Origin of the sequence: Edwardsiella ictaluri ATCC 33202 (assembly GCF_000264785.1) — a bacterium.
Lineage (GTDB): Bacteria > Pseudomonadota > Gammaproteobacteria > Enterobacterales > Enterobacteriaceae > Edwardsiella > Edwardsiella ictaluri.
Genome location: NZ_AFJI01000032.1, coordinates 1 through 9,512 on the forward strand (window position 1 = coordinate 1; position 9,512 = coordinate 9,512).

General features: G+C 45.4%; 8 protein-coding genes and 3 pseudogenes. 2 read left to right on the top strand and 9 right to left on the bottom strand.

The annotated features are described in order from the left end of the window. Nucleotides 1–104 (top strand): annotated as a pseudogene (locus EIEH_RS18815) (IS5/IS1182 family transposase); the annotation flags it as partial. Here EIEH_RS18815 and EIEH_RS04005 read toward each other — a convergent pair. From EIEH_RS04005 to EIEH_RS04045, 9 genes and pseudogenes are all read right to left on the bottom strand, one after another. Continuing rightward, nucleotides 70–762, bottom strand: a complete 693-nt coding sequence (locus EIEH_RS04005) for an ammonium transporter (protein ID WP_015871363.1) — start codon at nt 760–762, stop codon at nt 70–72. The pseudogene EIEH_RS18815 and the gene EIEH_RS04005 sit on opposite strands and share 35 nt — an antisense overlap. A gap of 325 nt (nt 763–1,087) precedes the next feature. Continuing rightward, on the bottom strand, nt 1,088–2,065 hold the full coding sequence (gene yut / locus EIEH_RS04010; protein WP_015871364.1) for an urea transporter: 978 nt from the start codon (nt 2,063–2,065) through the stop codon (nt 1,088–1,090). A gap of 110 nt (nt 2,066–2,175) precedes the next feature. Further along, nucleotides 2,176–3,138: an urease accessory protein UreD gene (locus EIEH_RS04015; RefSeq protein WP_015871365.1), complete on the bottom strand. Its 963-nt coding sequence runs from the start codon at nt 3,136–3,138 to the stop codon at nt 2,176–2,178. 6 nt (nt 3,139–3,144) lie between these two features. Next, nucleotides 3,145–3,774 carry an urease accessory protein UreG gene (ureG, locus tag EIEH_RS04020; RefSeq protein ID WP_015871366.1) on the bottom strand — a complete coding sequence of 210 codons (630 nt, stop codon included), beginning with the start codon at nt 3,772–3,774 and terminating at the stop codon, nt 3,145–3,147. 14 nt (nt 3,775–3,788) lie between these two features. After that, nucleotides 3,789–4,475 (bottom strand): urease accessory protein UreF, encoded by a 687-nt coding sequence (locus EIEH_RS04025; RefSeq protein WP_107775313.1) that lies wholly within the window; start codon nt 4,473–4,475, stop codon nt 3,789–3,791. A gap of 17 nt (nt 4,476–4,492) precedes the next feature. Beyond that, nucleotides 4,493–5,170: an urease accessory protein UreE gene (locus tag EIEH_RS17285; RefSeq protein WP_015871368.1), complete on the bottom strand. Its 678-nt coding sequence runs from the start codon at nt 5,168–5,170 to the stop codon at nt 4,493–4,495. 57 nt (nt 5,171–5,227) lie between these two features. Beyond that, nucleotides 5,228–6,947: pseudogene (locus tag EIEH_RS04035) on the bottom strand (urease subunit alpha). 42 nt (nt 6,948–6,989) lie between these two features. After that, nucleotides 6,990–7,406, bottom strand: coding sequence for an urease subunit beta (gene ureB, locus EIEH_RS04040; RefSeq protein WP_015871370.1), 417 nt, complete (start codon nt 7,404–7,406; stop codon nt 6,990–6,992). Nucleotides 7,407–7,458: 52 nt separating this feature from the next. Then, nucleotides 7,459–7,761 (bottom strand): urease subunit gamma, encoded by a 303-nt coding sequence (locus EIEH_RS04045; protein WP_015871371.1) that lies wholly within the window; start codon nt 7,759–7,761, stop codon nt 7,459–7,461. Nucleotides 7,762–8,685: 924 nt separating this feature from the next. Between EIEH_RS04045 and EIEH_RS19610 the strand changes: the two are divergent. Beyond that, nucleotides 8,686–9,457: pseudogene (locus EIEH_RS19610) on the top strand (transposase); the annotation flags it as partial. Between the last annotated feature and the right edge of the window lie 55 nt (nt 9,458–9,512).

Here is a 9,512-nt window from a genome sequence, read left to right on the forward strand (position 1 = left end):
CCAAGCTGCGTATTCGCTTCGAACGGCGGCTGGATACCCATCTTGCCTTGCTGACGCTGGCTTGTGCTGTTATCTGCTTGCGCTTTGTTGAACGGTTTTGTTAGCGGCTCTAAATCCAAACCAACCAAACCACAGTAAGCCGGCCCCACAAGCCACAATCGGCAAGCTCACTGGCTTCTCTGATTTTATAACCGAGTCAACCCGTTTACCGATGAACAACGCCGCGGCGAGCGCAGAGAACCCCGCGGTCACATGCACCACGATACCGCCTGCAAAATCAACCACGCCGATTTGCTCTAAGAAACCGCCTCCCCAGACCCAGTGAGCAACGGGGATATAGACGAAGATCACCCATAAGAAAACAAATTTAACATAGGCGGAGAACTTGACACGCCCAACGATAGCACCACTGATCAACGCTGGCGTAATGATGGCAAACATCATTTGATAGGCAAAAAACAAGATAAATGGAATATTTGGCGCCCACGCTTTATTCACCGAAACGCCGATATGTAGCATTCCAAAGTAATCAAAAAAGTTACCGATCACTCCCCCCACATCCTGTCCGAATACCAAGCTAAACCCACCGAATATCCAAATAACTGCTACCACCCCCATACAGATAAAATTTTGCAGCATAACAGAAATTATATTCCGCTCGCTAACCAAACCGCCATAAAATAGCGCTAATCCTGGTGTCATCAGGCAAACCATTGCCGTACATAAAATTATGAATGCGGTGTCGCCACTGTTAATTAACATATTCCCCTCGTGTGATCTAAGTAACGCTGAAATCCAACATCAGCACAACATTATATCTAAACTCAGTATTACCCCCCCCGCACAAATGACTAACGCCATCATGATGATCATGACACTCTGTAAAATTAGCAATGTCATTCAGCGCAGCACGCGGTTAACCTAAGTAATAACATCAGGCACAACAATGACTCGCCATGAATTACACACGACTCGCCACTAAAATAGAAAGAACCAGAGCGTAATATATTGCTGTGTGCTAGCCTTTCCTAATATATCTCTGCGTTCTCCATGCCTGTCTAAGCAGTGTGTTCATCATGCTTATCAGTTAATCCTGTAAGACAGTCTTATCATGGACCAACAGCAATACCCATGTGGCCAATACGAACGGCATCGTCAAACTAGGAATACCCAAAGGGGCTAATGCTGTATTCAATGCTCCTTGCATTAATACGACAAAGAAGACCCCGATAACGGTATAACAAAAACTCATCATGCCAGGTTTACTAAAGGTAGCGCCTAAAGCAATACCGGTTAATACGGCACTAAATGAGAACATACCCGCATCAACACCTTGCAAGGTACCTCCTAGCCAGAGTGCAATCAGCATGGAGAGGACGGCACTAAATACCGCATAGAAAACATTCCAAAGCGAACCACAGGCCAGCCCGATACACATGAGCATCCCAGAGACGATATTACTAAATAGAAAAACCTCCGAAACACCATTAAATGCGCCTAACCATTCAGTATGATAATAGGAATGAGTGAGCAGATGAGTATGCTGCTGCGGCAGAAATGTCGCCGGTAATCCCATGTGGACCAACTGAGGAAAGTTATAACTAGCAAGTAATACCACCCAGGTTGTCACAACAAATGGGCCGGTTAACGCCGCGATCTTCAAGCCCTTCAAGCACTCAGATATGCTGGTCGCCACGATGACTGAAAGCGCACTGCTCAAGATCAACACACACCATAACGTTGGTGTTGGCACCAAAAAAACTGGTAACGCGGCACCGACCAAACAGCCGTTATATCCACATAAACCACTACGCAAGGATGTGCGATCGCGTATGATGAGATATCCTGTTAAGGTCGCCACAGCCGTTCCTAGCAGGCATCCCCAAGCGATCACCGGAGTATTATTTAAGTAAGCATCAAAAAAAATACCGCCGAAGAAAAAAGCCCCCGTCAATGAATTGTTTTGAAACATCACCTGTCCACAGCCACGCAGAGTTGTATCAATAAACTCCAGCAGAAAACTATGGCGTTCATCACCTAATAGCTTGTCTATTTTAACATCCATACGACCATCCAACCTATTCAGTTATAGTTATAGACTGATAACGATATCTATATAGTCCAGAAACGACATGCAGTGATGACACCACCATAGACAGTGACGTCATCGCACAATTATTTCTGCCTGGCAAAGTAGGGAATAGTCAGGGAGACGCCCCGGCATACCTCTCGGGCTAACTTCCAAAATTGACGCACTTCATCTTTAGCTTGCCCAGAGTCATTTGTCAGAACCTTAAACACTAACCCGACACCGTTTGGCAATCGACTAACGCCTCTAGCTATTTTATTCTCATAGTCGAATCGGGGTTTGATCCCGCTGACGATGCGATCCTGATTTTCTTTACTGGTCAGTAAAATAACATTGGCAAAAATATCAAACTGTTGCATTACACCGATATCATCCAAACTCCCCTTGCTGGGTGTCAAGACGTAGCGCTCAGACATACACTCATCACCATCGGCATTCAATACCTTGACCGTCGATGAATAGACATCAAAGCCAAACCGCTCATCCTGGTGATGGTACTTCCTTCCCGACATCAAAATCTCTGAATAAAGTAATGTCCCTTCCGGATGACAACGTAAAACAGTTTCAGAGATAAAGCGAGAGTGCCGATGCGGAATAATCTGCTCAGGAACAAACTCAAGATAACCCGCACGCTCCACTTCCAGATGCTGCACCTGAGCCGCGTAATTGGCATTCATCAGATTGATTTTAGTCGCCGACTGTGATGTTACATGTCCACAGGCGCCCTCCTCAACCTTAACCTGCAACACCAGACGGTCACCTTGTAAGATACAGCCTGACGTAGAGATCATCGTGACACACGGCAAGCCAGGCATGTCTCGATCCCAATACAACGCCTTTTGTACCAGATAGGGCACTCGCCGTTCCATCTTCGCTAGAATGCTACGCTCACCCTGCTGAGCGAAAACCAAATTTAAATAGGCTTTTTTCCCCACACAACCGCTATCCATCTGTGCGGGCTCATCTTGGTAATCAGCCAACTCAGGAGCGCCCCGTCCTAACTGCATCACCCACTCCGTAGCTGAATAATACTGTGGCATCCTATTCATGGTGTCTCACTTTATTTCGCTGTGTGTAAATAAGAAGTCACGCATAATCATATCGACTAACTCCTCTACCCCCTCACCCGTTTTGCAATTGGTCATAACGTATGGACGATCGCCACGCACTACCTTGGTGTCACTCTCCATTACCGATAGATCAGCGCCAACATAGGGAGCCAGATCAGTTTTATTGATAACTAAAATATCAGCTTGAACTAAGCCAGGACCATTCTTCCGTGGAATCTTCTCCCCCTCAGCCACATCGATAACATAGATATAAAAATCGGCCAGGGCTGGGCTAAAAGTCAGCGTCAAGTTATCACCGCCGCTTTCGATCATGATGACATCACTGTCAGGAAAGCGCGCCTCCAACTCTTCAACCGCAGCGATATTCATGCTGGGATCTTCACGCACGGCCGTATGTGGACAAGCCCCGGTCTCAACACCAACAATTTTTTCCTCATCCAAAATTCCTTTTAGCGTACGTTTAACCTGCTTAGCATCTTCAGTGGTGACAATATCATTAGTAATGATGAGTGGTTTAATCCCACGCTGCATCAGTCGTGGTGTAATAACTTCAATAATTGCTGTCTTTCCTGAACCGACTGGGCCACCAATGCCGACACGAATAATTTTTTTCATATCCACTCCAAATATTAATTCATAAATAATCTAACATGCGCATCGATATGGTTAGATGCTAATATATCAATGATAGGTACATACGAAGACATTAGTGAAATATCACCACAGGTCGATATTGCACAAAGATCGACGATATCTTGACTCAAAGAATAAAGAATATCTTGAGTCGCAAAATGGGTTATTTTCATCAAGCGTAAGGCTGCACTCAACATGGTCATAGCGACCCCATACTGATGCATCACCACGACCTGCTGCTCATCAATACCCTGGATCGCCATGATGATAGCCTGCGTGACGGGGTATGTGCCGACGGCGTCACCGCAGGCAATCTGCTTCAGCCACCAATCAATTAGTGGATTTTTCAGCACATTTAAAGAAAGCTCTGCGAGTTTTTTCCCCATGCGGGTCGTCATTAACTGGTTTTCTTCGTTAATCTTTCTGTTATAAACCGCCCGATCAGCCGCCACCAAGGCTTGACGATCCTCCGCCAGAACAGCACGATGCGCCGCGACTACGGCGATACCATCACAACTCGCCGCCTGCTTTAAGGCTGTGCGGACAAAACCCTTTAGGCTGTCAGCATCTTTTACGATGCCTTTTTGAATCGCCGACTCGATACCGTTAGAAAAAGAGAATGCGCCGACCGGTAATACAGAGTCTGCAAACTGCATAATATGGATTAGTTCAGTAGGACAAATCGTCATACATCCTCCCATCAGCGCCGGGAATGATGTTCATCATGCTCATTGTCATGACTATTCCCTGCGTGATTATGAACATGGCGGTGTCCCTCATGTTCATGGCTATGCCCCATAAAATCATGACTATGGCTGTGATCGACATGAACATGCGCACCGAGGTCCTCGGCGCCGCCGAATAACAGACGGGCTTCGGAGGGGGTCAGGCAAGATAAGATGCTGTCGCCTTTTTCGAATCGGTAATGAATGCCAGTAAAGCGATGGGTTTGAATGACTGACTCCATCACCTTATGCGAAACACTGAGAGGAACAAAAACCTGCGACTCGTGAATAATAGACTTCCAATGTTGGTTTCCCAACGCATGCCCCAGTTCAAAACTTATTTTCAACATCATCTCGTGGCTGAAATTAAGCAAATCTGTCAAATCAATTATCATCACATCCCGCAAAATCAATTTGACAATAATGGCATAAGCATGTTTATCATCACACAGCAAGACATCACCATCTGCGAGCAGAGAGTTCCTCTCCAAGGAAATACCCAAGTCCTTACCTTGCTCTGTCATTTTCCTACAGCTATTTTTATACATATCACCATGTTCGAGAGTCAAATAATCCAACTCATACGCCTTAAGCTTTTCGGCCCAGACAGGGTCCGTTTTCACATTTCCTAATACATGGCTAATCACGATCATGATGAGTACTCCATTTTACCCACCTCTCCCTATAATAAGGGAGAGGTGATATTAAACTTAACCGAAGAAATAAAGTTGATTCATCGCTGCAATATCAACAGGCTTACACGTCGCGTGAACACCATCCACCTTTACAGCAAAGGTTTCTGGATCCACATCAATATTAGGCATGTTGTTATTACGGACTAAATCTTGTTTTGAAACATTACGGCAATTTTTCACTGCAATAACGTTACGATCCAATCCCGCCTTCTCGCGAACGCCATCTTCCAGCGAAGCCTGAGAAACGAACGTCACGCAAGTGTCATTCATAGTTTTGCCCATCGCACCGAACATAGGACGATATGTGATTGGCTGAGTCGTCGGCAGCGACGCGTTGGAATCCCCCATCGTGCTCCAGCTAATCATACCTCCCTTAATAACCATTTTAGGTTTTGCCCCAAAGAAGCGCGGATCCCATAGAACAAGATCCGCCATTTTCCCAACCTCGATGGAGCCAATCACATGGCTGACACCTTGAGCAATGGCAGGGTTAATGGTGATTTTTGCTACATAACGTAACACTCGGAAGTTGTCATTGCCGGCTGCATCCTCCGGTAACTTGCCGCGAGCCACTTTCATCGCATTGGCTGTTTGAATCAAACGCAACCAGTTTTCACCGACGCGTCCCATCGCTTGGGAGTCGCTGGAGAACATGGAGATGACCCCCATATCTTGCAACACGTTTTCTGCAGCGATAGTCTCCGGACGAACGCGACTTTCAGCAAAGGCAACATCGGCCGGAACATTAGGATTAAGGTTATGGCAAATCATGATCATATCGAACAGCTCAGCCTGGCTGTTGATACCGAATGGAAGCGTTGGGTTCGTTGAGCTGGGTAGCACATTCATCAGGCTGGCTACCTTGATGATATCCGGCGCATGCCCCCCCCCCAGCCCCCTCGGTATGAAAGGTATGTACCGTACGGCCTTCGAAGGCGTCAATAGTATCCTCTACATATCCCCCTTCGTTCAGGCTGTCAGTATGCACTGCCACCTGAATATCCATCTTATCGGCAATGCGCAGTGCATAACGCAGTGCACTCGCTGTAGCGCCCCAGTCTTCATGCACCTTCAAGCCAGCCGCCCCTGCAATGATTTGCTCTTCCAGCGGACCATAGCCACAGGCATTACCTTTACCCAACAGACCCACATTTAGCGGCAGGCTCTCAAAGCTGCGGAGCATTTGACGAATATTCCACGGCCCCGCCGTAACCGTCGTTCCATTAGAACCATCTGTAGGTCCAATGCCGCCGCCAAAGAATGTCGTGACGCCATTAGACAGAGCATGATAAGCCTGTTGAGGTGAAATTAAATGGATATGGGTATCAATACCTGCAGCAGTCAAAATTAAATGCTCACCGGAAATAGCATCAGTACTGGCACCTACTACCATTGTCGGGGTTACGCCATCCATAGTATTAGGGTTACCACTTTTCCCAATACCGGAAATTTTCCCGTCTTTAATACCCACATCTGCTTTAATTACACCTAAACAGGCATCAATGATGGTAACATTAGTAATGACCAGGTCCAATACACCATTGTCACGGGTCAGGTTATTATTCGCCCCCATACCATCACGCAGGGATTTCCCACCACCATATACAGACTCATCACCATAACCGCGCAAGTCTTTTTCAATTTCAATAAATAGTTCCGTATTCCCCAGGCGAATTTTATCACCGACTGTTGGGCCAAACAGACTAGAATACTCTTTCCGCGAAACATGTGGCATGATATACCTCGTTAATATCTATGTTGAATATCGCTATCATTTTTATTTGGAAAACTTAAATCCGGATTTGATGGCTTTCTCAACGACCGCTTCTTTGCCATAGTTTGACATTGCCCAACCATCCAGCAAATTATTAAATCCATACAACAGTCGCTTTCCACCAAATGGAATCAAAGAGACTTCAATTTCATCACCTGGCTCAAAACGAATAGCGGTAGTCGCCATGATATTAAGCCGCATGCCATATGCTGCGGATCGATCAAACTCTAAGGCTCTATTGGCTTCAAAGAAATGGAAGTGTGAGCCAACCTGCACCGCACGATCACCAGTATTACGCACACGAACTTTTACCACAGGCTTATCTTCATTAAAGCTGATATCTTCATTTTTCAGCAGAAGACCACCGACAGGTACGTTACTCTCTTTTACTTTAGCCTTACTATTTTTCGCATTGGTCATTTTCATGCTCCTTAATTATAAAACAAAGAAACTAAAAACCAGATAATCTGTTTTATTGGATAGGATCATGAACAGTAACTAAGCGACTCCCATCCGTAAAGATGGCTTCTACCTGTACGTTCGGAATTAGCTCCACAACGCCATCCATGACATCATCGCGGGTCAATACACTTCGCGCTTCATTCATCACTTCCTCGACGGTTTTTCCATCTCTGGCACCTTCCATGGCCGTTACTGTAATAATCGATACAGCTTCAGGATAGTTCAGCTTCACACCACGCTGTTTGCGTTTTAACGCAACATCCGCCAGCGTGTAAACCATTAACTTCTCCACTTCTCTAGGAGTTAACTGCATAATCAATCACCTCTTTTCGCTTGTTTCGATTGTATCTCTTTGCTTATAAATACAACACTACGTTGCTGTGCGATCCTCTCCTAAACACAATCAACACAGCATAGCGCTCAATAATGTAAAAATAGGTGTGTTAATCTATGGTGAATATATAATTCAACGCAACTCATCATAGATTAATGATTCATTGCGAGAAATATTATTTATTTAAAAGTAACGGATGTCATTACGATTATTCTTTCAATACTACTCAAAAAGAAACCACTTATTTCAACATAGAGATTCAAAAACGTACACAGCAGCATTGCAAAACAGTCTTGTTTAGCACAAAAGATCAAGATTTTATTAAACCAGATGTCATTCACCACCAGAAAACATAATGCAAAGATGCATAATATTATCCAATCTGGCTAATAGAGAAATTTTTAAGCCTTTAGCAATGTGAAGTTCAAGATTTAAGCAATGGTTGAGTCGGGGACATATCTTGGCAGTGTTTTTGTACAAATACATTTTTCAGCATTTGGACATATTATTATATTTTTTCTTCACATGGCCCATGAAAATTTAATCCAAATTGAGCACAAAATAATAAGACATTCATCTTCAGAAGACCATCAAAAAATTGGATTGTCGTATAATGACTCACGATAATTTCTGAGGAGATAGAAGATGGCAAGCAACAAGTGGTAGATGAGCTCTGAAAAAATGGTGGCCTCTCTCCCCTAACACAAAACCGATCACCTGTAGGGAACACATCGCAACCATGTCGATAATTGCGTCGTAATGAATATCATTTTCTTCGTGCCCATAACCGGTTACCCGTGGAATACGCTGAAATCTACAGGTGTTTGCTCGTCAGGATTGTCACCACCCCGCATACTTTTAACGATCTTCTGGCATGTTGACAATGCTCCGAAAGAGAGCGCTATACGTAAAGCCCATTTTACTGAACATCAGATTATCGCTGTACTGAAATCAGTAGAGGCAGGCAGAACGGTGAAAGATGTCTGCCGTGAGGTTGGTATCTCTGATGCCAGCGGCTACAGCTGAAAAAACACGATGGCATGGAGACCATAGATACTAATAAAATCAAATAATTATAAGATGAAGCGCGCCATCTAAAGCAAATGTTTGCCGATCTGAGTCTTAAGCATCACTCGCCCCAAAAAACGCTGAAGCCCACAGCAAAACAGAAGCGGGTCAGTTATGTGGTGCAAACACCTTCCCTCAGCATCAGAGAGGCCTTTCGGACTTTTTCTCTGACCCGTACAGGCTATCATTACCGTCCTGACATGTTACGTGATGAACTGGCTATCAGTACGCTTCAGCAGGCGGCAGAGTATTATCCGCGATACGGGCTCAGTAAGCTTTTTCGAATACTGCGCAGCAAGGGCCACTCCTGGCGTCATAAGCGGGAGTATCGTATTTACTGCCTGCTGAAGCTCCACTTTCGGAGCAGAGGGAAACAGCGCCTGCCCATTCGTAATCCAGTGCGGAAGCCAGAAGCACTGAACAGAGCTGGTCGGTTGATTTTATCAACGATACCCTGAGCTGTGATCGCCGTTTCCGCATTCGCACCTGCAACGAGGTGGATGATGTTAACCATGAAGCGCTCTGGTGATAGAAGTCGATCTTAATCTGCCCGCCCGCCCAGCGCGTTATCCGGGTGCCGGAGCGTATCGCGGTTAACCAGGAGTACACAGGGCAATGGTCCGCATAGGTGTCTGAACAAAGGCGATAACGCTGGGTTGCTG

What these genes read in the sequence shown, in the direction of transcription:
- EIEH_RS04015 (WP_015871365.1), bottom strand. Translation starts at nt 3,138, where the DNA reads ATGAATAGGATGCCACAGTATTATTCAGCTACGGAGTGGGTGATGCAG.
- EIEH_RS17285 (WP_015871368.1), bottom strand. Translation starts at nt 5,170, where the DNA reads ATGATCGTGATTAGCCATGTATTAGGAAATGTGAAAACGGACCCTGTC.
- ureB (WP_015871370.1), bottom strand. Translation starts at nt 7,406, where the DNA reads ATGACCAATGCGAAAAATAGTAAGGCTAAAGTAAAAGAGAGTAACGTA.
- yut (WP_015871364.1), bottom strand. Translation starts at nt 2,065, where the DNA reads ATGGATGTTAAAATAGACAAGCTATTAGGTGATGAACGCCATAGTTTT.
- ureG (WP_015871366.1), bottom strand. Translation starts at nt 3,774, where the DNA reads ATGAAAAAAATTATTCGTGTCGGCATTGGTGGCCCAGTCGGTTCAGGA.
- EIEH_RS04045 (WP_015871371.1), bottom strand. Translation starts at nt 7,761, where the DNA reads ATGCAGTTAACTCCTAGAGAAGTGGAGAAGTTAATGGTTTACACGCTG.
- EIEH_RS04005 (WP_015871363.1), bottom strand. Translation starts at nt 762, where the DNA reads ATGTTAATTAACAGTGGCGACACCGCATTCATAATTTTATGTACGGCA.